This is a genomic window from Bacteroides sp. 1001302B_160321_D4, assembly GCF_015667765.1.
In the GTDB taxonomy this organism is placed as follows: domain Bacteria; phylum Bacteroidota; class Bacteroidia; order Bacteroidales; family Bacteroidaceae; genus Bacteroides; species Bacteroides xylanisolvens.
This window is the reverse complement of the sequence record NZ_JADPLO010000022.1, coordinates 13,902-39,243: the sequence shown is the minus strand read 5'-3', so window position 1 is coordinate 39,243 and position 25,342 is coordinate 13,902. Positions and strand designations below refer to the sequence as shown.

21 protein-coding genes are annotated in these 25,342 nt (G+C 45.4%); 10 read left to right on the top strand and 11 right to left on the bottom strand.

The window, feature by feature from the left end; translation table 11 throughout:
- Positions 1-6: 6 nt before the first annotated feature.
- The 3 genes from KFO40_RS10650 (at position 7) to KFO40_RS10640 (ending at position 4,361) form a co-directional block, all read left to right on the top strand.
- Positions 7-1,311, top strand: a complete 1,305-nt coding sequence (locus KFO40_RS10650) for a Lin1244/Lin1753 domain-containing protein (RefSeq protein ID WP_211146342.1) — start codon at positions 7-9, stop codon at positions 1,309-1,311.
- 28 nt (positions 1,312-1,339) lie between these two features.
- Positions 1,340-3,139: a toprim domain-containing protein gene (locus KFO40_RS10645; RefSeq protein ID WP_004314206.1), complete on the top strand. Its 1,800-nt coding sequence runs from the start codon at positions 1,340-1,342 to the stop codon at positions 3,137-3,139.
- 142 nt (positions 3,140-3,281) lie between these two features.
- The gene (locus tag KFO40_RS10640) at positions 3,282-4,361 is read left to right on the top strand and encodes a Fic family protein (RefSeq protein ID WP_151921908.1); all 1,080 of its coding nucleotides are present in this window, start codon (positions 3,282-3,284) and stop codon (positions 4,359-4,361) included.
- Here KFO40_RS10640 and KFO40_RS10635 read toward each other — a convergent pair.
- A complete protein-coding gene (locus KFO40_RS10635) occupies positions 4,358-4,552 on the bottom strand; it encodes a DUF4248 domain-containing protein (protein ID WP_004304415.1) in 195 nt (64 codons plus the stop codon). The genes KFO40_RS10640 and KFO40_RS10635 overlap by 4 nt on opposite strands.
- A 50-nt stretch (positions 4,553-4,602) precedes the next feature.
- Between KFO40_RS10635 and KFO40_RS10630 the strand changes: the two genes are divergently transcribed.
- From KFO40_RS10630 to KFO40_RS10605, 6 genes are all read left to right on the top strand, one after another.
- Positions 4,603-4,749 (top strand): hypothetical protein, encoded by a 147-nt coding sequence (locus KFO40_RS10630; protein ID WP_008771318.1) that lies wholly within the window; start codon positions 4,603-4,605, stop codon positions 4,747-4,749.
- A gap of 36 nt (positions 4,750-4,785) precedes the next feature.
- Positions 4,786-5,295, top strand: coding sequence for an HU family DNA-binding protein (locus KFO40_RS10625; RefSeq protein WP_134978679.1), 510 nt, complete (start codon positions 4,786-4,788; stop codon positions 5,293-5,295).
- 47 nt (positions 5,296-5,342) lie between these two features.
- The gene (locus tag KFO40_RS10620; protein ID WP_149939068.1) at positions 5,343-5,438 is read left to right on the top strand and encodes a smalltalk protein; all 96 of its coding nucleotides are present in this window, start codon (positions 5,343-5,345) and stop codon (positions 5,436-5,438) included.
- Between the two features lie 190 nt (positions 5,439-5,628).
- The gene (locus tag KFO40_RS10615) at positions 5,629-6,684 is read left to right on the top strand and encodes an efflux RND transporter periplasmic adaptor subunit (protein WP_211146341.1); all 1,056 of its coding nucleotides are present in this window, start codon (positions 5,629-5,631) and stop codon (positions 6,682-6,684) included.
- 66 nt (positions 6,685-6,750) lie between these two features.
- Positions 6,751-9,783 carry an efflux RND transporter permease subunit gene (locus KFO40_RS10610; RefSeq protein ID WP_211146340.1) on the top strand — a complete coding sequence of 1,011 codons (3,033 nt, stop codon included), beginning with the start codon at positions 6,751-6,753 and terminating at the stop codon, positions 9,781-9,783.
- A 48-nt stretch (positions 9,784-9,831) separates the two neighbouring features.
- A complete protein-coding gene (locus KFO40_RS10605; RefSeq protein ID WP_211146339.1) occupies positions 9,832-11,103 on the top strand; it encodes a TolC family protein in 1,272 nt (423 codons plus the stop codon).
- Positions 11,104-11,272: 169 nt separating this feature from the next.
- Here the strand turns inward: KFO40_RS10605 and KFO40_RS10600 are convergent, their stop codons facing one another.
- The 10 genes from KFO40_RS10600 to KFO40_RS10555 form a co-directional block, all read right to left on the bottom strand.
- Entirely contained in the window at positions 11,273-11,536 is a 264-nt protein-coding gene (locus tag KFO40_RS10600) for a hypothetical protein (protein ID WP_004304421.1), read from the bottom strand.
- Between the two features lie 103 nt (positions 11,537-11,639).
- Positions 11,640-12,875 (bottom strand): sodium ion-translocating decarboxylase subunit beta, encoded by a 1,236-nt coding sequence (locus KFO40_RS10595; protein ID WP_004300937.1) that lies wholly within the window; start codon positions 12,873-12,875, stop codon positions 11,640-11,642.
- Complete coding sequence (locus KFO40_RS10590; protein WP_004314195.1) at positions 12,875-14,710, bottom strand: biotin/lipoyl-containing protein; 1,836 nt, start codon at positions 14,708-14,710, stop codon at positions 12,875-12,877. Before KFO40_RS10590 ends, KFO40_RS10595 begins: the two co-directional genes overlap by 1 nt.
- Positions 14,711-14,736: 26 nt before the next feature.
- Entirely contained in the window at positions 14,737-14,997 is a 261-nt protein-coding gene (locus KFO40_RS10585) for an OadG family protein (RefSeq protein ID WP_004300941.1), read from the bottom strand.
- 997 nt (positions 14,998-15,994) lie between these two features.
- On the bottom strand, positions 15,995-16,837 hold the full coding sequence (locus tag KFO40_RS10580; protein ID WP_004321527.1) for a FecR family protein: 843 nt from the start codon (positions 16,835-16,837) through the stop codon (positions 15,995-15,997).
- Between the two features lie 8 nt (positions 16,838-16,845).
- The gene (locus KFO40_RS10575) at positions 16,846-17,436 is read right to left on the bottom strand and encodes an RNA polymerase sigma factor (RefSeq protein ID WP_004300948.1); all 591 of its coding nucleotides are present in this window, start codon (positions 17,434-17,436) and stop codon (positions 16,846-16,848) included.
- A gap of 77 nt (positions 17,437-17,513) precedes the next feature.
- Positions 17,514-19,088 (bottom strand): peptide chain release factor 3, encoded by a 1,575-nt coding sequence (locus KFO40_RS10570; protein ID WP_004321529.1) that lies wholly within the window; start codon positions 19,086-19,088, stop codon positions 17,514-17,516.
- 76 nt (positions 19,089-19,164) lie between these two features.
- On the bottom strand, positions 19,165-20,031 hold the full coding sequence (gene rfbD / locus KFO40_RS10565) for a dTDP-4-dehydrorhamnose reductase (protein ID WP_004321532.1): 867 nt from the start codon (positions 20,029-20,031) through the stop codon (positions 19,165-19,167).
- Positions 20,032-20,577: a DUF4924 family protein gene (locus tag KFO40_RS10560; protein WP_004304427.1), complete on the bottom strand. Its 546-nt coding sequence runs from the start codon at positions 20,575-20,577 to the stop codon at positions 20,032-20,034. It lies immediately after the preceding gene.
- Between the two features lie 11 nt (positions 20,578-20,588).
- Complete coding sequence (locus tag KFO40_RS10555; protein WP_004310295.1) at positions 20,589-21,242, bottom strand: LysE family translocator; 654 nt, start codon at positions 21,240-21,242, stop codon at positions 20,589-20,591.
- Positions 21,243-21,500: 258 nt separating this feature from the next.
- Here KFO40_RS10555 and purL point away from each other — a divergent pair, with 258 nt between their 5' ends.
- Entirely contained in the window at positions 21,501-25,205 is a 3,705-nt protein-coding gene (gene purL / locus KFO40_RS10550) for a phosphoribosylformylglycinamidine synthase (protein ID WP_087317764.1), read from the top strand.
- The last annotated feature ends 137 nt before the right edge of the window (positions 25,206-25,342 follow it).

Sequence of the window (25,342 nt, the reverse complement as noted above, 5' to 3'; positions counted from 1 at the left end):
TTTATTATGACAACATCTAATTCAGCAAATACCAAACAATCGAACAACGCATCACAAAAGAGAAAACCGATTCATAACGGTTACTTCAATCACCCCACTTCTTCTTCCAGCAATATACCCATGAGTATTTTGATACGGGAACAAGGACTGGAAATATACGGACTATACTGGGTGATGCTCGAAGAAGCTCATGCACAGCTTAAATGCTGCGTCAATATCCAGACAATGGGAATCATCGCCAATATATTCCATGCCCAACCCGAACATCTTGAGCTCCTCTACCACCATTATTTCCGGCGTCCCGGCAAAGGATACAACTCGCATATACTCTATGCCGACTTTTGCGAAGAATCTGCCATCAGAAGTTATTTCCCGCACCCCCTACTGGCATACACCGACAACGAACTGCTGCGGATGATTATGCAAGACGGACTGAAAGCCTACGGACTATATTGGCTTGTGATGGAAAAGCTCTATCAACAGCCACAACATTTTCTGGCACCGCAAACTGCTTCCTTCATCCAGAACCTTTATGATGTGAGCGACGAACTGATGGAAAGCGTATTATACAATTACGGACTCTTTTATCTGGATGAGAAAATGAACCTCCATTCTAAAGCAATAGACGACTATAGGGAAGCACTTGACAACATGGAAGATGAAAAAAAGCGCAACACGAAACCGCACGTCAATAACTCTCTGAAAACCAACGGAAATGAAGAGAATTTTAACACTCGGGAAATGAAAAAAACGTCAAATATACAGAAAAATCCATCCCCCATTATAAATAAAGAAATAAACAAAAAAAATTCTTCTTCTGAAGAAAGCGGAAAAGAAAAAGAAGAAGAAAATGGTTTGAAGGTGACGGACTTGAACGCTGTGACCCCCGATATGCGCCCCAACGCATGGGAAGAAAATCTACAGGAGGCAATGAACGACACGTCCTGGTATGAAGTCGTAGCCATTCAGTCGGGCATCCCCCGGCTGATGATGGAAGAAAAAGAATGGTTCTTCAACTATTTACGGGAGCAAATCATCTTACGGGGGAATGAAAGCTCGATGAACAGCCTGCACGAAGTAAAAAACTATTTCGCCAATCTCACCCGGCAGGGAAGCCATGTGTCATCCACAACGCAGGTGGCACTGAAGAAGTTTCTCAAAAACCGGCAAGAGCAACAGCAATGTTCGCCCTACGAAACCATCACCAACGGAATACGTACCTACGACGGGCATCCCATCCCCGCTTATGCCAAGCCGCGACCTTCGGCGGCACATATCTGGAATCCGGTGACGAACGAATGGACACGATAGCATATTATCTCTCAATCATTTACTAAATATGGATAGATTCAAAGAACTGGGTATTGATACCCACGGTCGCACAAGCGGCAAAATGAAAACAAAATGTCCCTGGTGTCATGCCCAACGGACGGATAAGCGTGATAAATCACTAAGTGTCAACCTCGATACCAAACTGTATTTGTGCCACTACTGCGGCGCACACGGTTCGGCAGCCATATATGCCGGAAAAGGCAGAAAGCTGGGTGATCCGTTGGTCAAATTTCCAACGGCAACAGGTAGCAACTCCAGTTGTCCGCCCACTGAAAAGCCGCACGGCGACCCAGAGCAAGGGGCACTCACACAGAAGCAAATTGAATGGTGTCGTGACGTCCGCCACATTCCGCCGGAAGTATTGGTGGAAGCTGGCGTGGCTTTCGCCTCCATCTCGATGCCTATATCCGGAAAGGAGAAAGGCTGGGAAAAGAGGGACTGTCTCTGCTTCAACTTTTTTGAAAACGGGGAATTGGTGAACACGAAGTTCCGCGACTCACAAAAGCACTTCAAATTGCTGCAAGGAGCGCGCACCATCCCTTACAACATCGACGCCATCCGCGACACGCCGGAGTGCATCCTCGTGGAAGGGGAATTTGATGCTCTCTCCTACATGGCTGTCGGCCGGACGGATGTCATTTCCGTGCCGAACGGTGCCAACAGTCAACTGGACTGGCTGGACGAATTGTCGGAATCTCATTTCGAGCAGAAACAAGTGATTTATCTGTCGGTGGACACCGACCGCAAGGGACGGGAACTGTGCCGGGAACTCTCCCGACGGCTGGGGGTAGACCGCTGCCGTATCGTCACCTACGGCGAAGCATACAAGGACGCCAACGAACTGCTCGTGGCGGAAGGCCCGGACGCACTACTGAAGGCGCTAGAGGACGCGCCCATCCCCCGCCTGGAAGGTACGTTTACGGCAGAAGACTTACGGGAGGGATTGCACCAACTGTTTGAAGAGGGGTATACTTCGGGCGTGGAATTGGGAATACCGAATCTGGACGAAATCATGAGGCTGGAAACGGGGCGGGTGCTCACCGTCACCGGTATTCCCGGACATGGCAAATCGGACTTTGTAGATGAGATAGTGCTCCGGCTCTGCACCCGCCAAGATTGGCGAGCGGGATATTTCAGTCCGGAGAACACGCCAATCGAGTATCATCATGCCAAACTGGCGGAGAAACTGCTGGGACACCGTTTCCGCAAAGATTTCTCTACGGAGGAGGAATTCGCCCGCGTAGTGGATTATCTTTCGCAACGCGTCTGGCACATTCTTCCGGACGGGGATTTCACACTGGGCAACGTCTTGTCGAAGGCACGCGAACTGGTACACCGTCACGGCATCCGTGTGTTTGTCATCGACCCGTACAATTACATCAACCATCAGATTCCGGCAGGCATGACGGAGACAGGGTATATCGGTTCATTCATGAATAGTCTGGCACGTTTTGCCCGGCTCAACTCCTGCCTCGTCATTCTGGTGGCGCATCCGAGAAAGATGAACAAGCAATACGGCACGCAGAAAACGGAAGTTCCCACCATGTATGACATCAACGGCTCGGCCAACTTTTTCAACATGACGGACTACGGAATAGTGGTAGACCGTCAAGATGAAATGGGGATCGTGTATATACACGTCGAGAAAACCCGTTTCCGTAATTTCGGAACAAAGGGAAACGCAGCGTTCTGCTACGATGTAACCAACGGAAGATATTCCCCTTGTACGCCGCCACCCGAACCGGGTATGCAGGTGCAACCGTGGAAGGGAGCCAAAGACTTATTCTCGTCAGAGGGATGGATTTAGGGATTAAGGCTGCTACAAGAATTATATTGGCTAGTTGCAAAGAATTATTTTCTTAAAGTTGTCAAGTGAATGAAGAAAAAATATATCTTTGTTCGTCACTGAATTCAAATGATAAAAGATACACATTTAATTCTCATTAAGAATGAACGACTTCGAAGAATATATAAGACAAGGCGAGCCGCATAAACGTGAAAAAGGTTATGCGTGGCAGACAGCTATTGGTTTGCAAGCTGTTGATGGGCTTAAACCTTCGGAATATTTGAAGGAAAAGGCTCGGCAACACATTGAAGGCGATATAACTATTGACGAAGTCAAACAATTAGTTGATAGTTATTATAAATCGAAGACGGTTCGGTCTTCCATAGAAGATCGAACGGAAGAAGCCGATAAAGTGTCAGCCAGAATAACCGAAATCCTTTCAGAAAAAACATTTACGTTCTCACCCGTCGAATATATTGCTATTCATCGCCGTTTATTCAAAGGCATATTCAGCCATGCCGGACAAATACGGGATTACAATATTACTAAAAACGAGTGGGTTCTTAAGGGAGCAACCGTGCTTTATGCCAGTGCAGGAAGCATTCGTGAAACTTTGGATTATGATTTCTCTCAAGAAAAGATCTTTGATTATAAGGGACTGAATATAGATGAAGCCATCAAACACATTGCTCAATTCGCATCCGGAATATGGCAAATACACGCTTTTGGTGAAGGAAATACACGTACAACAGCCGTTTTCATAATCAAATATCTACATACTTTTGGATTTAATATCAGTAATGAAGCCTTTACCGACCATTCCTGGTATTTTCGTAATGCTCTTGTTCGCGCTAATTATAATGACCTGACCAAAGGCATTTATGCTACGACCGAGTATATAGAAAAGTTCTTTAGAAATCTTATTCTTGGAGAACAGAATGCACTTAAAAACCGCCATCTACAGATTGGTGAACTTGAAAAGCAAGCTACTCAAAGTGCAAAACAAACAGAGACAGAAAATCCAAAGTGCAAAAATTGCACTTTGGATTGCACTTTGGAAGAAATGGCCGTACTGAAATACCTTAAAGAAAAACCTAATGCAACACAAAAAGAAATTGCCCAGCATATAGGAAAGTCTGAAAGAACCGTTAAAACCATGACTGTCAACTTGAGCGAAAGGGGCATCATAGAGCGTAAAAACGGTCGTCGTAATGGTTTTTGGGAGATCAAAAACAGGGATTAAGGCTCTCCCAAATACTTCTCAATCAGCTCCACCTGCAACGGTGTGAGCCAATGTATCCAAAACGCCCAGCCGGTAGCTTCGAGAGCCTCCAGCAACTCCCGGTTTCGGCGGATGCATTTATTTAAATGTCTTCTTGCCACATCGGCACTTGCATACGGCATATAGAGTAATGCCAATTCCGTTTTCTTCATAGATTTTCTTCTTTTAATTTATTATTTACGTCATGTAAAGATACTGTTTTTTGCGTAGAAATGCAAGCAAATACACAGATATTCAAGCGTTTGCCTTCACTTACCGGCAGATACCGTTTCATGTTTCCTCCCCTGCCGGTTGGGGTATCTTTGCTACTGTAAAAGAGACAGAAAACGTTCGTTTACTGACTCAATAAAATCTTATTTATTCACTTAAAAAGGAGGAAATCAGTATGTTGATTTACAAAGCGGTTCAGTCCAATATCGCATCGAAGGACAAAAAGAAGAAATGGCATCCCTGCCTGATTAAAATGGGAAACGTAGTGGATACGCAAATGATTGGCGAAACGATTGCCGAACGGTCATCACTGACGGCTGGTGACGTGCACAACGTGATCCGAAACCTGATGGCAGTGATGCGCGAGCAGTTGCTCAACAGCAGGACAGTGAAACTCGAAGGATTGGGCACATTTACCATGGTGTGCCAGTCACGCTGCAAGGGGGTGGATGCGGAAGCCGATGTTAGTCCGGCACAAATCACGGGATTGCGTTGCCAGTTTACCCCGGAATATACGCGGGATGCCGGTGGAAATATCACCCGTGCGCTGATTCAGGGAGCGTCATATATCCACGTCAACCAGTTGACGAAAGCACTGGGAGCGGGAGGCGGTGGCAACGCCGGCGGTTCGGGTGATGACAAACCGGGCGGCGGTGGTCAGGAAGCGCCCGATCCGGCAGCGTAATATAGTAGGTGATAAATGATGGTTGTATGGAAAGGAGGTGTTGAATTATGAAGAAATCCATTTGGAATACGATTTTAAAAGTCGTCATTGCGGTTGCTACTGCTATTGCAGGCGTCATTGGAGGTCAGAACCTGATGATGTAAAATGAAACAAAAGAGTTGGACGGGAATTTTACCTTAGAAACGGTAAAGTTCCCGTTTTTTTTGTGTTCCATATAAAGGTTAAGAGGCAGGATATGAAAAGACAGGAATATTGAACATAAATAAACAGGAGTTGTTTTAGTATATTATTCGCTATTTATCAACGCAAAACCTCTAAACATCAACGTGGTATATGAAAAAGAAATTTGGATTCGTCCTGGCGGCTGCAATCTTGCTGACTGGCTGCGGACAGAAAAAAGAAACGACAACGACAACTGCACGTCCCGTAAAGACTACGATTGTCGAGTCAAGATCGATTATCAGAAAAGATTTCTCGGGAATCGTGGAAGCGGTGGAATATGTGAAGCTGGCTTTCCGGGTCAACGGACAAATCATCCAGCTTCCTGTCATCGAAGGACAGAAAGTGAAAAAAGGACAGCTCATCGCGGCTATCGACCCCAGAGACATCGCGTTGCAATATGCCGCTACGAAATCGGCATACGAAACGGCTTCGGCACAAGTGGAACGTAACAAACGGCTCCTCTCCCGGCAAGCGATCTCCGTACAGGAATATGAAATCAGCCTCGCCAACTTCCAGAAGGCGAAGTCTGAATACGAACTGTCTGCCAACAATATGCGCGACACCAAGCTGACAGCTCCTTTCGACGGTTCAATCGAAAAACGACTGGTGGAAAACTATCAGCGTGTCAACTCCGGTGAGGGTATCGTGCAGCTTGTCAATACACACAATCTGCGTATCAAATTCACCATTCCGGATGCGTATCTTTATTTGTTGCGCGCCAAAGACCCGCGTTTCCTTGTAGAGTTCGACACATTTAAAGGACACGTGTTTCAAGCGAAACTGGAAGAATATCTTGATATTTCTACGGATGGCACAGGAATTCCGGTCAGCATCACGATTGACGATCCGTCATTCGACCGCGATCTGTATGCTGTGAAACCCGGTTTCACGTGCAGCATCCGTTTCACGGCAGATGTAGGTCCGTTGGTGCAGGATAGCTGGACGATCGTACCGCTTAGTGCCGTATTCGGCGAAAGCGAAGGGAATAAAATGTATGTCTGGGTGGTAGAAGACAACAAAGTCCACAAACGGGAAGTGACCGTCAACGCCCCGACCGGAGAAGCACAGGCGCTCATCTCGGAAGGTTTGAAACCCGGTGAAAAAATCGTCATAGCAGGCGTATACCAACTAGTAGAAGGAGAATCTATCACAACTGTTGACAGGTGATAGTTGGTAAATGATTATGTAATCATTTATCCGCTGTCATTCATCAATTATCAACGATCATTTATTATGAGTTTAGCCAAATATTCATTAGATAATACGAAAATCATCTATTTCTTTCTTGCTGTATTGCTGATTGGGGGAATCACTTCCTTCGGCAAGCTGGGTAAGAAAGAGGATGCTCCTTTCGTCATAAAGTCGGCGGTTATTATGACCCGCTATCCGGGTGCCGAACCGGCAGAAGTGGAGCGGTTGATTACCGAGCCTATCTCTCGTGAAATTCAAAGTATGAGCGGTGTGTACAAGATAAAATCAGAATCGATGTACGGGCTCTCAAAAATCACATTCGAGTTGCAACCTTCCTTGTCGGCAAGCTCCATTCCGCAGAAGTGGGATGAGTTGCGACGGAAGGTGCTAAATATACAGCCACAATTGCCGAGCGGTGCTTCCGCACCGACGGTTTCCGATGATTTCGGCGACGTGTTCGGCATCTATTACGGTCTGACGGCGGACGACGGTTACACATACGAAGAGATGCGCAACTGGGCGGAACGGATCAAGACGCAGGTAGTGACGGCGGACGGGGTGATGAAAGTCGCCCTGTTCGGGACGCAGACGGAGGTGGTCAATATTTTTATTTCCACCAATAAGCTCGTAGGTATGGGCATCGACCCGAAACAGCTTGCCAGTCTGTTGCAATCGCAGAACCAGATTATCAATACCGGAGAAATCCGTGCCGGCGAGCAACAGCTACGGGTGACTGCCAACGGTATGTATACCACCGTAGACGATATCCGCAACCAAGTGATTACCACCAAAGCCGGACAAGTGAAACTGGGCGATATCGCCGTCATCGAAAAAGGGTACATGGACCCTCCATCCAACATCATGCACGTGAACGGCAAACGTGCCATCGGCATCGGCGTCTCCACCGACCCGCAACGGGACGTGGTGCAGACGGGCAAGAACGTGAAAGCCAAACTGGACGAATTGTTGCCACTGATGCCTGTGGGACTGGAACTGCAAAGCCTGTATCTGGAGAACGAAATTGCCAACGAAGCCAACAACGGATTTATCATCAACCTGATCGAATCGATTCTGATTGTAATTGTGATTATCATGTTGGTGATGGGTTTGCGCGCAGGTGTGCTGATCGGCTCGTCACTGATTTTCTCTATTGGCGGCACATTGCTTATCATGTCTTTCTTCGGTGTCGGGCTGAACCGTACTTCGTTGGCGGGATTTATCATCGCCATGGGGATGCTGGTGGATAACGCCATCGTGGTAACGGACAACGCACAGATTGCCATCGCCCGCGGAGTAGACCGGCGGAAAGCGCTGATAGACGGCGCAACCGGTCCGCAATGGGGATTGCTTGGGGCTACGTTCATCGCTATCTGTTCGTTCCTCCCGCTCTACCTTGCTCCTTCTGCCGTGGCGGAAATCGTGAAACCGCTTTTTGTGGTGCTTGCCATCTCGCTGGGATTGAGCTGGGTGCTCGCGCTGACGCAGACCACCGTTTTCGGTAATTTCATCCTGAAAGCGAAAGCAAAGGACGGCACGAAAGACCCGTATGACAAACCGTTCTATCACAAATTCGCCTCCATCCTCCGCACGCTGATTCGCAGGAAAACATTGACACTGGGTTCGATGGTAGTACTCTTTATTGCTTCGCTGGTTATCATGGGAATGATGCCGCAAAACTTCTTCCCTTCTCTCGATAAGCCTTATTTCCGGGCGGACGTGTTCTATCCCGACGGGTATAGCATCAATGATGTAGTGAAAGAGATGAAATCCGTAGAAGAGCATCTGGCAAAGCAGCCGGAAGTGAAGAAAGTGTCGATCACCTTCGGCAGCACGCCGTTAAGGTATTATCTGGCTTCTACTTCGGTGGGGCCGAAACCGAATTTTGCCAATGTATTAGTTGAATTGACGGACAGTAAATATACGAAAGAGTATGAAGAAGATTTCGACGCGTACATGAAGGCGAATTATCCGAATGCGATTACCCGTACCAGTCTGTTCAAACTGTCGCCTGCGGTGGATGCCGCTATCGAAATCGGATTTATCGGTCCGAATGTGGACACGCTTGTGGCGCTCACCAACCAGGCTTTGGAGATTATGCACCGGAATCCGGATTTAATCAATGTGCGCAATTCGTGGGGAAATAAAGTTCCTGTATGGAAGCCTGTATATAGTCCCGAACGGGCGCAACCGTTAGGGGTATCGCGTCAGGGAATGGCACAAAGTATCCAGATCGGAACCACAGGTATGACGCTTGGAGAGTACCGGCAGGGCGATCAGGTGCTTCCTATCTTATTGAAGGATAACACGGTGGATTCGTTCCGCATCAACGACCTGCGCACGTTGCCCGTGTTCGGCACGGGGAATGAAACGACCAGTCTGGAACAGGTGGTATCGGAATTTGATTTCCAATATCGTTTCTCGAATGTGAAGGATTACAACCGGCAAATGGTGATGATGGCGCAATGCGATCCGCGTCGCGGAGTGAATGCGATTGCTGCTTTCAATGAGGTTTGGCCGCTGGTGCAGAAAGAGATAAAAGTGCCGGAGGGGTATACGATGAAGTATTTCGGGGAACAGGAAAGTCAGGTGGAGTCTAACGAGGCGTTGGCCAAGAATTTACCGTTGACGTTCTTCCTGATGTTCGTCACGCTGTTGTTCCTGTTCAGAACGTATCGTAAGCCGACAGTGATCTTGTTGATGTTACCGCTTATTTTTATCGGTATCGTTTTGGGATTGGTGTTGCTAGGCAAGTCGTTCGACTTCTTCTCCATCCTTGGTTTGCTCGGACTAATTGGGATGAATATCAAAAATGCGATTGTACTGGTGGAACAGATTGATCTAGAGGCTAAAACGGGCAAAAAGCCGTTGGATGCTGTTGTCAGTGCTACAACGAGTCGTATTGTCCCCGTAGCAATGGCGTCCGGCACTACCATTCTGGGTATGTTGCCATTGTTGTTCGACGCGATGTTCGGCGGTATGGCGGCTACGATTATGGGAGGTCTGTTGGTGGCTTCGGCTCTGACATTGTTTGTTCTTCCGGTAGCTTATTGTGCCATTCAGAGAATCAAAGGCTAATTGCCTTCTCTTATATGAAACTTGAATTTATTGTATAGATTGAATAAAATGAAAACTCAACTTATAACTCTGTCTCTGCTGTTCCTCGGTCTCACTGCCGGGGCACAGCAGCCCTATCTTAGCCGGGAAGCTTACCGGGATAAAGTGGAAGCTTACAGTCAAATTCTGAAGCAACAGAAACTAAAGACGATGGCAAGTACGGAAGCACGGAAGATTGCTCACACGGGATTCTTGCCCAAAATTGATATCAATGCGGACGGGACCCTCAACATGAGCGACCTTAGCGCATGGAACGAACCGGTAGGCGAATACCGCAACCATACCTATCAAGGTGTATTTATCGTCTCGCAACCGTTGTACACGGGCGGAGCACTCAACGCCCAACACAAGATTGCCAAAGCGGATGAAAGGCTGAATCAACTAAATGAGGAGCTTACCATCGACCAGATTCATTATCAGAGCGATGCGGTTTACTGGAATGCTTCTGCTTCACAGGCTATGTTGCAGGCGGCGGACAAGTATCAAAGTATTGTGAAGCAACAGTATGACATCATTCAGGATCGTTTTAACGACGGTATGATTAGTCGCACGGACTTATTAATGATTTCCACCCGGTTGAAAGAAGCGGAATTGCAATATATCAAGGCGCGTCAGAACTATACGCTGGCGCTGCAAAAGCTGAATATCCTGATGGGAGAAGATCCGAACAATCCCGTAGACAGTCTGTACACGATTGACACGGCTTCCGCTCCGGTGCAGATCCTTTCTCTGGAGAATGTACTGCAACGTCGCGCGGATTATGAAAGTACGGAGGTGAATATCATGAAAAGTCAGGCGCAACGCAAAGCGGCTCTTAGCCAGTTCAACCCGCAATTGAATATGTATTTCAGCGGCGGATGGGCTACAGCAACACCTAACCTCGGTTATGATGTTTCTTTCAATCCCATCGTCGGCATTAACCTGAATATACCGATCTTCCGTTGGGGAGCCCGGTTCAAAACAAACCGTCAGCAGAAAGCGTATATCGGCATACAGAAACTGCAACAAAGTTATGTGACGGATAATATCAACGAGGAACTTTCTGCCGCCCTGACCAAACTGACGGAAACGGAATATCAAGTGAAAACCGCCAAAGAGACTATGAATCTGGCTAATGAAAATCTTGATTTGGTTTCTTTCTCGTATAATGAGGGAAAGGCAAACATGGTGGATGTGCTCTCCGCACAATTGTCATGGACACAGGCGCACACCAATCTGATTAATGCGTATCTGTCGGAAAAGATGGCGGTAGCGGAATACAGAAAGGTAATCAGTGAATAAATTTAGAAACAAAAGAAACTTGTTCACAAAGTCTTAGTCTTATAAAAGAAATCGTCCTGTTATCACGTAACCGTGAAACAGGACGATTTCTTTTTATATCATAAGGATTACAAAATACCGTTTTGACAAATGCTTCATTTCCCTTAAAAATTCGAGGGTAACGCTTATTCTATATTTCATTAAGGGCATCATCTAATGACTTAAACTCCAACTTACCCTCCAGATTCAGTTTCAGTTCCTTACACGCCTGATCTAAGCTTGCCAGAATCTCCGCCTTTGTCTGGTAGGGAGCTGCTTCCTCTGCGACAACATTCGTTTGCTCTTCTTCACAACTCAACATCGATTTCACTCTCCGCAGAATAGCGACATCATCCACATCCAGAATCCGCCGAATCAGTTCGTTCTTTTCGGCTTCCAATGACATTGCACTCATACGCTTGCTATTTTTACTGTTATACATTCACACAAAGATAACGCTATCAAACGAATCTTCCAAGTGTGAATGTATAAAAAGTCTTTTTCAGGCAGGAATTATCTTACGCAAGGAAGGAGATCAACACACCCGCAGCTACGGCAGAACCGATTACTCCAGAGATGTTGCTTGCCATGCAATACTGCAATACGTGATTCTTCGGATCGTATTTCAAAGCAATCTCATTGGCTACACGGCTCGCCATCGGAACGGCACTCAAACCAGTGGCGCCGATAAGCGGATTGATTTTCTTCTTCGAGAAGAGATTTACCAGTTTCACAAAGAAAATACCACCGGTTATAGAAAGTGCAAATGCAAGGAATCCACCGATCACAATACCGATTGTTGTCCAGTTGAGGAATGCTTCGGCTGTCATCGTTGCTCCTACAGACAGTCCGAGGAAGATGGTAGCAGCATTCATGATGCTATTGGAAGCGGCATCGAACAAGCGGAATGTGTTGGTTCCGATTTCTTTCACCAGATTACCAAACATCAACATACCCACCAAAGGCACTGCACTCGGCACGAAGAGGGCAACAATAGTAGTTACCACAATCGGGAAGATAATCTTCAATACACGCAGGTTCTTGATTTCAGTCTTCGAAGGGTATTTCTTTTCCTGTTCTTTCATGTTGATGCTCAACTCTTTCTTCGTACAGAACAGCTTCACTACCAACGGAATAATCACCGGAACGAGCGCCATGTACGAATAAGCGGCAATGGCAATCGGGCCCAGCAAATGCGGCGCCAGTTTGATGGTGGTAAAGATGGCTGTCGGACCATCCGCACCACCGATAATGCCCAGAGAAGCGGCTTCCTGTGGAGTGAATCCCATCAGGATGGCTACCAGCAACACGGTAAAGATACCCAACTGTGCAGCTGCACCGAATATAGAAAGATGCAAGTTACGCAACATCGGCCCGAAGTCCGTCAGCGCACCGACACCCATAAAGATGATCGGAGGCAGGAAACCTGTTTTAATCAACATATAGTAGATGAAGTTCATGATTCCCAGTTCGTGGGCAATGTCATGCAAAGGCATTTCCCAGATGTTCTTCAACACTCCGTTTACCATCACCATACCATTTTCGTCGGCCTGAATCACGCCCATATCTCCTCCGGGGAAGTTGGCTAGCAACACACCGAAAGCGATGGGGACAAGCAGCAACGGCTCGTACTGTTTCTTAATACCCAAATAGAGCAGAACGAACGCGATGGCATACATTATCAGGAACTGTGGTTCGGCAATGATATTGCTGAACGCAGTCATGTCATATAAGTTCTCAAATATTTCGTTCATTATCCTATCTTCATTAATACGTCATCTTCTGAAACAGCATCTCCCGGGTTGACACAGATAGCAGTCACTGTACCGCCAAACTCTGCACGGATGGCATTGTAGGTCTTCATCGCTTCTACATAGCAGATTACATCACCTTCTTTCACAGTGTCACCTACTTGCAAAGGAGTTTCCTGCGCACCTTTCACTAAGAAGAACTTGCCTTCCAACGGAGAAAGTACTTCTTTACCCTCTCCTGCCGGAGCAGCGGCAGCACCCGCAGGAGCAGCAGGTAGTTCGGTATCACCGTATGCTACCGTCACACGATAAGCCTGTCCGTCCACTTGTACGGTCAGTGTCTTCGGTTTGGCATCTTCTTCCGGAGATTTATCTTTTTCGGCACGACGTTTGGCTACGTCTTCCAGGAAGTCTTCTTTTGCTTTGCCACTCTTGTAAGCCTCATATTGAGCCGGGTGCATAGCATATTCGAAGAGTTCTTCGTCGTCCTGTCCCACTTCCCATTTGTTCTCTTTCATCAGTTTGCGATATTTGTCGAGAGCATCGGGATAGTTATTCTGCGGATCACCTTCGAAGAACTTACGGCCTTCACGTTCTGCCTTTTCAATGATTTCGGGAGCAAGTTTGCCCGGCAGACGTCCGGCTTTACCCAGAATCATATCCCAAATATCATCGGCAATCATTCCCCAACGTTCTTTTCCTTTTTCCATAGCCATCACATTCATCATGGCGAGGTTCTTCACGTATTGGCTGAACGGAGTCACCAATGGAGGATAACCGACACGAGGCCATACGTAAGCTACTTCATCAAAGAGCTTGATGAGCAACTGGTCTTGCGTCATAAACGGCAGATTGTGTTTTGCCTTATATTTATTGATTGATTCCAGATTGGATTCGAGGTCGGCCATCAAACTACCCATCATACCACCGGGAAGTCCGGGAGCAATCAGCAAGGAGTTCATCAGACGGTTTTTCGGGCTGATATACAAGCCGAGGAAGTCGTCCATAAATTCCTGAATCATGCCGCGCACTTTCATGTAGGCTTCCATATTAATTTCGGGCACTTGATATCCGGCGTCTTTCAGCATTGCCTGCACGCTAAGCAAGTCAGCATGGCCTGTTCCCCAGGATAGCGGTTCCATGCCTACGTCGATGTAGTCGCAACCGGCTTCGCATACTTCGAGGATACTTGCCATATTGAATCCGGGACCTGCATGACTGTGATACTGAACGGGGATTTCGGGATGTGCCGCCTTGATATTTGCTACGATCTTACCTAACGATACAGGGCGGCCGATTCCTGCCATGTCTTTGATACAGATTTCGTCTGCTCCCAGTTTGATGAGTTCCAGCGCCATATTAGTGTAGTACTCTACGGTATGGATAGGCGAATGAGTGATGCAAAGCGAACATTGCGAAATCATGCCTGCTTCCTTTGCGTATGTGATGGAAGGAGCAATGTTACGCACGTCGTTCAATCCGCAGAACGTACGGGTAATGTCTGTTCCTTGTGCTTTCTTTACTTTGTAGAATAATTTGCGGACGTCTGCCGGAACGGGGCTCATACGGAGTCCGTTCAGTGCGCGGTCGAGCATGTGGGTTTGAATACCGGCTTCGTGGAACGGTTTTGTCCATTCGCGCACAGCTTTATTCGGGTTTTCACCAAACAATAAATTTACCTGTTCAAAACCTCCGCCGTTTGTTTCTACGCGGGCAAAACAGCCCATTTCAATGATGGCAGGAGCTACCTTTACGAGTTGGTCTACACGAGGTACGTATTTTCCGGCAGATTGCCACATATCTCGGAAAACCAAACTAAACTTTACTTCTCTTTTCATGTCTTTCAGTGATATTCTTTATAGATTTATAATTTTTCTACTTTAGTGATTTTTCCTTTACCTTGTGTCACCACATTTACAGCAGCTGTAATGGCGGCTAAGATGTTTCCCGGAACAGGGGCAGGACCTTGCGATGCTTCCCGCTTCACAGGAACCACTTCTTCAGGAGCATACTTGTTGACTAATGTAATCAACAACTTACCTAAATAAATCACAATCAGCAGAATAACAAACACGGTAGCCATTCCGACCACCATCAGCAGGATCGCTGTTTCGATATTTTCCATATAATAAACTATTAGTATTTTAAGTTGTTCGTCTAAAAAGCGTCCGAAAATACCAAATTTTTATTATAAAATAAATTAAGAAAGGAATATAATGTATAAAAACGTCATTTCTCTGATTGGAAAACTGGGGAAGTTTATGATTTATGATTTATAATTTATGATTTATGATTTAGCGTGCCATCCACATCTAAACTAAATTCCCATTTATCTCATTTACAATCTGCTCCTATTGCACAACCCAAATAGTAAATGGTAAATAGTCCAATAGTAAATCGTCCTATCTATCGTCCTATCTATCGTTCCTACAAAAAAAATGTGAGAGAAAGCCCCTCAACTTTCTCTCACATTCTGATAAAACAATTATTAAATAAAAATACTCAATGATAGACCGGTTCAGCCCTTTTCTGGTTTCATACTCTCTTAACCTACTATTAAACTACCAGATAAAACCGGTCTTGTTAAACCTCTCATAGGCCATCACGGCTTTCATTCTTTTAATTAGCGTAGCAGTCTAGTTGAAAAACCCTTTTTTTTAAGCCAACTAAGTCTGTTTAATCGGAAAAACAAGCCTCTAAAGCTCATATCACGTCCGATGAGGGAATCTTTCCGGCTTACGTTTGTGGCAGGAATAATTCATCTGCCGCTGTCTATTGTTTGCTTTGAGCCCTAGTTTGCATTTCTTTTAAAACATTGTTTGTTTTGGGTTAAATTTAAATTTTATAAAAAGCATCTATTGTTTGTTTTGAGTTTAGTTTGTAATTCTCTATAAAACATCTATTGTTTGTTCTGAATCCCGGCCTTATTTCTGCCGGATAATTTCTAATTTCTTCTACTACAACATTTAATCTTCTAATCAATTCTACCGTTTTCTTCAAATATCATTAAATAGCTCTTATATTAGAAAGAGAAGCATCCGTTGTTTTTTTACCAAGAAAAAATGAAGAAAATTTGAAGAAAAACAAAAAAGCCTCTTCTGGATAGTCAGAAGAGGCTTTTTTTATTTTAAAATAATTTCTTTCCCTCGAATTTGATAACTGATTCCACACGAACCAAAGACTTTTTCCAGTGTGGCGTTCAGGTCTTTCGTTAAGACCGTCCCGTTGTAGGTCAGCCCCTCGCATTTCTCATGCCCGACGACTGTCACCTTAAATATATGCTCAATATCTGCCACTACATTTATCAGCGGGTCATCTTCATATCCCAACACTTCGGGGAACTCTGATTCTTCCGCCTTTTTTTCTACTGGCACAATCTTGGTTTCATCGCAACGCACACTTTCGCCGGCAAGCAATGTATGATTACCTACGGCAGTCTCAACTTTCACGCTTCCTTCCTCACAGTTTACGAACATCTTCTTTCCCTGCTGATCGACCAGAAATTTAGTACCGAGTACCGTCACGTCGCCGGCTTCAGTGCTGACAGTGAATGTCTTGCCTTTGGTTACATTGAAAGAGGCTTTGCCCAACAATTGCAACTTACGCTCCCAAAGCCATGTGATATGATTGTAAGTCAGACGTGAGTTTTCCATCACCTGCACACTACTGCCATCGGGCAATTCATAATTCATTGCAGTGTTATCCGTCACCACCTTTTCCTCTGCCAGGAAGTAACTGCCTACTCCCAAAAGAAGAACGACCGCAGCTGCCACTCCCCAAGAGAAGGAGAAGCTTCTTCTTCCGACACTTTGTTTTCTTTTCCGGCTTAAGGTAATCTTATGGCTTTCTTCGCGCTGCAACTTTAATTTATCGCCTATTTCTTTCTTACGGGAAAATATTTCGCCCACTAGAGGAAGCTTACCTTCCTCCAAGTATTGTTCTAAAGATTCTGTCCACTTTTCCATATCTCACCTCAATTAAAAATCCACAAATTAGCTGCCACCAGTAACAAGAAAGATTTGCTCATGCGCTCCCGTAGACTGGATATAGCCATATGAGTAGTATTGTAAACTGTACGCGAAGTGAGTCCCATCACCTGGGCTATTTCTTCCGGACTCATCTTCTTATAGTACTTCAGATACAATACCTCCCGCTGTTGCTTTGTCAAATTGTTCAGCTCTTTCTGCAAAACTTCCAGCTGTTCTTTTTCCAACTCTGAATGGATAATAGCAGTTTCAATATCGATCTCCAGATCAAACTGATATTCGTTTGTGCCTACTTCATCCAGTGATTTGAATGATCCACTATTCTCTTTTTTCAGTTCGTTCACTATCATGTGTCTCAACGAAACACACAAGTAAGCGGGTATGGATTGAGGTGCCGCGCAAGTTTCTCTTTTCTCAAAGATGTAAACAAACAACGACTGTATCGCCTCGGTCACCAGCGTATCATCACCGGCTATCTTCATGCCATATCCATACAGTAAATCTGCATATTGCTCATAAAGCTGCCGGAATGCCTCTTCATCCCCTTGCTGAATTTTATCCCAGGATAGTGTCTTCATTTCTCTTCACTCATTTATATGAGATATGTTTTTCCTTTTTTTACCTGATTTTTTAGTTAAAATCGTACGAATATGTTCTAAAACTCACTTGTAAAGTGGAATTTTATGTGTTTAAAGTCTATTTGAGCCATCTGAAGTACATAACTGGAGTCCGCCAAAAACACATCGCGTCCTTCTCTATCCTTTGCCATGTACTGGTATTTACGTTTCTTGAAGGCTTCCAGCTCCGCCGGATCATCGCTTTCTACCCAGCAGGCCTTATAAAGGCTTACCGGTTCCCAGCGACAGGATGCATTGTATTCATTCAACAAACGATACTGAATGACCTCGAACTGCAACTGTCCTACCGTACCAATAATCTTACGGCCATTGAATTGATTGACAAACAGCTGTGCCACACCTTCATCCATCAACTGGTCGATACCTTTTGCCAACTGTTTCTGTTTCATCGGATCAGCATTCTCGATATATTTGAACATTTCCGGCGAGAAGCTCGGTAAACCGCGGAAATGAAGCAGTTCACCCTCTGTCAATGTATCGCCAATCTTAAAGGTACCATTATCCGGCAGACCGATAATATCTCCTGCGTATGCTTCGTCAATCGTCGTTTTACGCTGTGCCATAAACTGGGTAGGCGATGAAAAACGCACTGTTTTTCCATGACGGACGTGTGTATATGGAGCGTTGCGGACAAACTTACCGGAGCAAATCTTACAGAATGCTACACAAGAACGATGGTTAGGATCGATATTGGCAGTTATCTTAAAGATGAAGCCGGTGAATTTCGGTTCGTCAGGTTTCACTTCACGCTCTTCTGCCTGTACAGGACGAGGGCTGGGAGCTATCTCGACGAAACAGTTCAGCAACTCTTGCACACCGAAGTTGTTCAACGCCGATCCAAAGAATACAGGCGCACAGTCTCCTGCCAAATAGGATTCCGAATCAAATTCCGGATAAACACCCTCAATCAGTTCCAAATCGCCACGCAGTTTGTCTGCCAACGACTTACCAATCTGCTGATCCAGTTCTTCCGTATGAATATCGACTGCCACTTTCTCTGTTACCATCTGTTTGGATGGCTGATACAAGTCTAGTTTCTGTTCGTAGATATTGTATACCCCTTTGAAACGTGCTCCCTGCTCTATCGGCCAAGACAAGGGACGAACCTGAATCATCAGTTCTTCTTCGAGCTCATCGAGCAAATCGAACGGGTCTTTTCCTTCACGGTCCATTTTGTTGACGAAGATAATTACCGGAGTCTTTCTCATACGGCACACCTCCATCAGTTTACGCGTCTGCGTTTCCACACCTTTCGCACCGTCTACAACGATGATAACACTGTCTACAGCTGTCAGTGTGCGGTATGTATCTTCGGCAAAGTCCTGGTGACCGGGAGTATCGAGAATGTTAATCTTATAGTCCCGATAGTCGAATTCCATCACGGAAGTCGTTACCGAAATACCACGTTGCTTTTCGATTTCCATCCAATCGGACGTAGCCGTCTTTTTAATTTTATTACTCTTTACTGCGCCAGCTACCTGTATCTGACCTCCGAAAAGCAATAACTTTTCCGTCAAAGATGTCTTACCAGCATCCGGATGCGCAATAATGGCGAACGTCCGCCGTCTCAAAATTTCTGTATTATCTGCCATATATTAATATGAATGAAGAATGATGAATGATGAAAGAAGAATTGTTACGCTATCTATAAAGCCGCATCGAAATTCTTCATTCTTCATTTTTCATTCCTAATTTTATCAAGCATTGTTTAAGGCTCTCCTCCCAATGAGGAATCTCTATATCGAACGTTGTTTTTATTTTCGTTTTATCAAGCACGGAATATGCCGGGCGGTTTGCTTTCGCAGGATATTCGGCTGTATGCAAAGGTTTCACTTTGCAGGTAGTTATTCCTGCCAGACGATGAATAGCTACTGTGAAATCATACCAGGAACAAACTCCCTCATTGCTGAAATGGTAGATACCGCGAACGATACCTTTATTAATAATAGTATAGATAGCCTGTGCCAGGTCATTGGCATACGTCGGAGTTCCGATCTGGTCGAAAACAACTCCCAGGCTGTCACGTTCTTTTCCGAGACGAAGCATCGTCTTTACGAAATTATTGCCAAAAGTAGAATAGAGCCATGCGGTACGGATAACGACTGCTTGCTCGCAGTGATTCATTACCTCCTTTTCTCCTTCCAGTTTAGTGGTGCCGTATACAGAATCCGGGCAAGGATTGCAGTCTTCCGTGTATGGAGTATGCGCAGTACCGTCAAATACATAATCAGTAGATACTTGTATCATGGCAGCACCATTGGCTTGGGCCGCACTTGCCAGTTGTTTCGGTGCTTCACAATTCAATTTGTATGCTAATTCTTGATTATCTTCTGCTTTATCTACAGCTGTATAAGCAGCACAATTAACAACAAGCTCAATCTGCTTCTCTGCCATATAAGTCCACACAGCTTGCTTGTCGCAGATGTCGAGTTCCTGCACATCTGTGAAATAATACGTATGTTGCGGGTTCTCTTTCGCAAGCACCTGCATCTCATTGCCAAGCTGACCATTGGCACCCGTTACTAAAATTCTCATTTATTCATCCAGTTTTAATTCACCTTTACGGTCTTTATCATAATAATTTGCCAACATAGAAAGGAAACTAGTGATAGCTTCCACTGCCTTGGCAGTTCCTTCGCTGATAGGCTTCTTTTGAAGACGAAGCAGGAGTACTCCATACAACGCTTCAAAACAGGTTTCCAGTTCGGGTTCATCTTTCTTGCCGTTTTTATTCCGTAATTCTACGATAAACGGTAATGCCTTGAAATAAGCAGCACTGTAAAAAGGAAATTTAGGAGAAGAGGACAATGCGTTGTGCAACTCTGTCAGATTGATAATTACATTTTTATTAATCTGCAGATGACCCTTTTCCCGTACTCCTTCCTCGCCCATCATCGTAATCAGGTTGGTATACCATTCTCGCATGGCAGGCCGCTGTTCTTCCGGATAGCGGGCAATTACATTTGCCTCCATCTCTTCCGGTTCACAATGATTGGCACGGATCAAGTCTTCCTCTTGCCACATATATATAAGGTATTCGGCAATATTCTTCTCTTTCAGTTGTTGTGCTATCTGATTCATTATGTTATCTCTTAATAAAGTGACTCTCCCAACAAAGTATAAATCAATCCGGCAACAGATACCAGCATTACGATACTTCCTACAACACGATTCAGTATCCAGATACCACGTAAATTGAATTTAGTGCGCACCTTATTCACAAAATAAGTGATACCCAACCACCAGGTCAATGCTCCTATAGCAATTGCAAGATATCCCGTGATCTCTTCAAAGACCAGCACCCCCGGCTGCACAAAGGCAAAACGGGCGAAAAGTCCGATAAACAGAAAGATTATCAAGGGATTGGAGAGAGTGACGAAAAATGCGGTAATAAAGTTATGGAAATAAGAACCTTTGCTGGAGGAAGCCGGACGAATGGACTGCACCGGGTTGCTACGAAAGGTATATATACCAAAAAGGAGTAGCATGATGCTCCCCAATAATTGCAGATAGAAAATATTCTTATTAATATAATCGAACACAAAGCTCATCCCGTAGCCGGTGAGCAAAGCGTATGCTATATCGCTCAAAGAGGCTCCCAGACCTGTTACAAATCCATACCAACGCCCCTTATTCAAAGTCCTCTGGATGCATAATACGCCCACCGGACCGAGGGGTGCGGACACAACAACGCCAATAATAAAGCCTTTCACTAATATATCGAATATTGTCTCTATCTGAATCATGTCGCAAATATCGCACTTTTTTGTGATATGGGGATAGTATATTAACGTTTTTTCCACACAAGAATCACTATATATAGCGATAATAAGTAAAACGTACATCGAAAATAAACATATTAAATAAGGTATAGGAATTTATTCTCTATTTTTTTCCTACCACCAACGAAATTGATTATCTTTGCGCCACAGAAAAAGAGAAGAGTTTCTCCTGCAGGAACTTCAATCGTAAAATCGTAAATCGTAAAATCGTAAATATACAACATGATTCTTTTTTTCAGAACCCCTTCCAAGAGCGTGATTGCCGTAGAGAGCAACCATCAGCTCACCCCTGACGAAAGTAATAAACTCTGCTGGCTTTTTGGCGAAGCCGTGATGGAAAGTGAAGAAAACCTGAAAGGCTGTTTCGTTGGCCCACGCCGCGAAATGATCACTCCCTGGAGTACAAACGCAGTAGAAATCACCCAAAACATGGGGCTCGAAGGCATAAGCCGCATCGAGGAGTACTTCCCTGTTAAGGACGAAAATGCCGATTACGACCCGATGCTCCAACGCATGTACAAAGGACTCGACCAAAACGTATTCACGACAAACCGTCAGCCGGAACCAATCATCTACATTGAAGATCTCGAAGTGTACAACGAAAAAGAAGGTTTGGCTCTTTCCAAAGAAGAAATGGACTACCTGAAGAAAGTAGAAAAGGACCTCGGACGGAAGCTGACCGACTCTGAAGTATTCGGTTTCGCACAAATCAACTCCGAACACTGCCGCCACAAAATTTTCGGCGGAACGTTTATCATCGACGGCGTAGAGCAGGAATCTTCCCTGTTCCAGATGATTAAAAAGACTACACAGGAAAATCCGAATAAAATAATCTCTGCTTATAAAGATAACGTAGCCTTCGCTGAAGGTCCGGTTGTGGAACAATTTGCTCCGGCAGATCATTCAAAACCTGATTTCTTCCAAGTAAAGGACATCAAGAGTGTTATCTCACTGAAAGCGGAAACTCATAACTTCCCTACTACTGTTGAGCCATTCAATGGTGCTTCTACCGGTACCGGCGGTGAAATCCGCGACCGTATGGGTGGTGGTAAAGGTTCATGGCCGATTGCAGGTACTGCAGTCTACATGACTTCTTATCCACGCACAGAAGAAGGACGCGAATGGGAAGAGATTCTTCCGGTACGCAAATGGCTATACCAGACTCCGGAACAGATTCTAATCAAAGCATCCAATGGTGCTTCCGACTTCGGTAACAAGTTCGGCCAACCGCTGATCTGCGGTTCGGTACTGACTTTCGAACATACAGAAAACAAAGAAGTTTATGGTTACGACAAAGTAATCATGCTTGCCGGTGGTGTTGGTTACGGTACACAACGCGACTGCCTGAAAGGCACACCGGAAGCTGGAAACAAAGTAGTGGTTATCGGTGGTGACAACTACCGTATCGGACTGGGTGGCGGTTCCGTATCTTCTGTTGATACCGGTCGTTACAGCAGTGGCATCGAGTTGAATGCCGTGCAACGTGCCAACGCAGAAATGCAAAAACGTGCCAATAACGTAGTACGCGCTCTTTGTGAAGAAGAGGTGAATCCGGTGGTTTCTATCCATGACCACGGATCTGCCGGACACGTAAACTGTCTGTCCGAACTCGTGGAAGAATGTGGTGGTTTGATCGATATGAGCAAGTTGCCTATCGGTGACAAGACTTTGTCTGCCAAAGAAATCATCGCTAACGAAAGTCAGGAACGTATGGGTCTGCTGATTAAAGAAGAGGCTATTGAACATGTACGTAAGATTGCCGAACGCGAACGCGCTCCAATGTACGTAGTCGGTGAAACAACCGGTGATCATCGTTTCGCTTTCCAACAGGCTGACGGTGTACGTCCGTTCGACCTTGCCGTAGAACAGATGTTCGGTTCTTCTCCCAAAACCTATATGGTAGACAAGACCGTAGAACGTCATTATGAAATGCCGAAATACGAATTGTCTAAACTACATGAATATCTGACGAATGTATTGCAGCTTGAAGCTGTAGCCTGCAAAGACTGGTTGACAAACAAGGTAGACCGTTCGGTAACAGGCAAAGTGGCTCGTCAGCAATGTCAGGGTGAACTTCAGTTGCCGTTGAGCGACTGCGGTGTCGTAGCACTCGACTACCGTGGCGAGAAAGGTATCGCTACCTCTATCGGACATGCTCCGCAAGCAGCATTGGCTGATCCGGCTGCCGGCTCTATTCTTTCTGTATCCGAAGCGCTGACCAATCTTGTTTGGGCTCCAATGGCGGAAGGTATGGATAGCATTTCACTGTCTGCCAACTGGATGTGGCCTTGCCGCTCTCAAGAAGGTGAAGATGCCCGTCTTTACACAGCTGTAAAAGCTTTAAGCGATTTCTGTTGCGCGCTGCAGATCAATGTTCCTACCGGAAAAGACTCTCTATCTATGACACAGAAGTATCCGAACGGCGAGAAAGTGATTTCTCCGGGAACTGTGATTGTTTCTGCCGGTGGTGAAGTTTCCGACGTGAAGAAAGTGGTATCTCCGGTATTGGTTAACAATGAAAAGACTACGCTTTATCATATTGACTTCAGCTTCGATGAACTGAAACTGGGTGGTTCGGCTTTTGCACAATCTCTGGGTAAAGTTGGTGACGAAGTACCTTGCGTACAAGATGCCGAATATTTCCGTGATGCTTTCCTTGCCGTACAGGAACTTGTCAACAAAGGATTGATTCTTGCAGGACACGATATCTCTGCCGGTGGTTTGATCACTACATTGCTCGAAATGTGCTTCTCTAATGTAGAAGGCGGTATGGAAATCAGCCTCGACAAGATGAAAGGACAGGATATCGTTAAGATTCTGTTTGCTGAAAATCCGGGTATCGTTATCCAGATCAGCGACAAGCATAAGGATGAAGTGAAGAAGATTCTGGAAGATGCAGGCGTAGGCTATATAAAGCTGGGTAAACCGACTGACGAACGCCACATTTTGGTATCTAAAGACGGTGCTACTTACCAGTTTGGTATCGATTATATGCGTGACGTATGGTATTCTTCTTCTTACCTGCTCGACCGCAAACAATCTATGAACGGTTGCGCAAAAGCACGTTTTGAAAACTATAAGATGCAACCTGTTGAATTCGCTTTCATGCCGGAATTCAAAGGTAAGCTTTCTCAATACGGTATCACTCCGGATCGTCGTACCCCAAGCGGTATCCGTGCGGCTATCATCCGTGAGAAGGGTACAAACGGTGAGCGCGAAATGGCTTACTCACTCTATTTGGCAGGTTTCGACGTAAAAGACGTTACAATGACCGACCTCATCAGCGGACGCGAAACACTGGAAGACGTAAACATGATCGTTTACTGCGGTGGTTTCTCTAACTCCGATGTACTGGGTTCTGCTAAAGGATGGGCAGGCGCATTCCTGTTCAACCCGAAAGCTAAAGAAGCATTGGATAAATTTTATGCACGCGAAGATACATTGTCATTGGGTGTCTGCAACGGTTGCCAGCTGATGATGGAACTCAATCTTATCAACCCGGAACTGAAGAAGAAAGGAAAAATGCTACATAACAATTCACACAAATTCGAATCACGCTTCCTTGGTCTTACTATCCCGACTAACCGCAGTGTGATGTTCGGCTCTTTAAGTGGAAGCAAACTGGGTATCTGGGTAGCTCACGGAGAAGGAAAATTCTCTTTGCCATATGACGAAGATAAATATAATGTAGTAGCGAAGTATAGCTATGATGAATATCCGGGCAATCCGAACGGTTCCGATTATTCTATCGCAGCACTGGCCAGCGCAGACGGACGCCACTTGGCTATCATGCCTCACTTGGAACGTTCCATCTTCCCATGGCAGAACGGTTGCTATCCGGCCGACCGCAAGAACAGCGATCAGGTTACTCCATGGATAGAAGCGTTTGTCAATGCCCGCAAGTGGGTGGAAGCGAAAATGAAATAAATCATTTCCATATTTTACAGAGGCTGGTACTTTAAATAGTGCCAGCCTCTTATTTTACGGAACTTTCCATTCTACCGGAAGACTTCTGATAGATACCAAAATACCGAAAACAAACAGTATATACAAATAGTTATAAA